The organism is Oleiphilus sp. HI0117, from assembly GCF_001635235.1.
Genome location: NZ_LWGA01001511.1, coordinates 1 through 1,557, shown reverse-complemented (window position 1 = coordinate 1,557; position 1,557 = coordinate 1). Strand labels below are relative to the sequence as shown.

General features: G+C 45.2%; 1 protein-coding gene. It reads right to left on the bottom strand.

Annotated features, from left to right (window positions below):
* On the bottom strand, nt 1–1,464 hold a 1,464-nt coding region (gene dsbD, locus A3757_RS24855), incomplete at its 3' end, for a protein-disulfide reductase DsbD (protein ID WP_068740497.1).
* Nucleotides 1,465–1,557 lie beyond the last annotated feature (93 nt).

Sequence of the window (1,557 nt, the reverse complement as noted above, 5' to 3'; positions counted from 1 at the left end):
GGGGTTGAGTGGGTTTGTGGCTTGAGTAAGTGAGCCAATAAATAATAATGCGGCGTATAAGGCCAGGAGCAAGCCTAAACCTTTAGAGACTCTTTCTATTCCAGGCTTAGCTGCATCAAAAGCACCCATCTGGCTTGCTGTTAGGCCGCATAACAACGCCCATAAAAATAGCGAAACTGACTCAGGGATAACACGGCTAATGAGCCAGATTGCCACGGCAATTAGCATTATGCCGAAAGCGTATTTTACTTTGTCCATCCAGGCGCCGGCTTTAGGGAAGAACTTACCGCCACCTATAGCGATCAGGATTAATGGCACACCCATACCCAAGCCCAGAGCAAATAATGAAAGGCCTCCGATAACTGCGTCTGCTGTACTGCTTATATAAAGTAACGCACCTGCGAGCGGGGCTGAGACACACGGTGAAACAATTAGTGCTGATAGTGCACCGATAAAGAATACGCTGGTGATATGCCCACCATTAAGGTTTTGGCTGGTGGTATTGAGGCGGTCTCTTAAGAAAGCGGGGAGTTGCAGCTCGTAAAGGCCGAACATAGCTAAGGCAAGCAAAATAAATATTGCCGAAAATACGCTTAATACAATTGGGTCTTGCAGGGCTGCCTGTACATTGGCTCCCGCACCGAGCAGTCCTGTCACCACGCCTGCTGCAGCATAGGTTGCCGCCATACCGATAACGTAGGCTAGGGAAAGCATAAAGGATTTACCGACCGTTGGCTTTTGCTGGCCAGCAATAATGCTGGTAATAATCGGGATCATTGGAAACACGCAAGGTGTAAAGGTCAATCCGATCCCGAGTAAAAAGAATATTCCTACAATCGCCAGCAGGCTACTGTTCTGAATAAAGCTAAAGACGCCCGCAGCGTTTTCAAAGTCTGGGCTTTCTTGAGATGAAGGCGTTTGTTGCTGGTTGGGAGCTTGAAGCTTGTTGCTAGTTGTGTCGCTATTACTTTTTTGCGCTACATATAAGACCTTTTCGTGCTTTGGTGGGTAGCACAAGCCTGCATCTGCACAGCCTTGGGAGCTTATTTTAATCTCGACATCACTTAGTGAAGCATCGACGTCAATAGGAAGAGCAATTTCAACGTGCTTATAGAACGCATGAACCAAGCCAAAGTAATCATCCTGTTTAGGCTTTCCCTGGCTAGAAAATTCGGGAGGGCCAAGCTTTACCAGAGGTTCTAATGACTTATCGACAAGGCGGAATTTGAAGCGTTCTTTGTATAAATAGTAGCCGTCAGCTATTTCCCAAGACAGCTTTAAACCATTGTCTGTAGGCGATGAGCGAAATTTGAATGCCTCATCAACCTTTAGGAACTCATTCTGGCTTGATTCAAATAATCCCTTGCTATCTGAGCTAGAAAAACTAGTACCGCCAGAGGAATATGCGTCGGAGGTGAATGTTCCAAGAGTTAGGTAGATAATAACTAATAGGATATTTCTCATACTGGTTCAAAACCTTGCGATTGCATATATTGCACTTTAGATATAAATCTACTGTGTTGGTTCAATCAAAACTGTTAAATAGAACGATAAGAG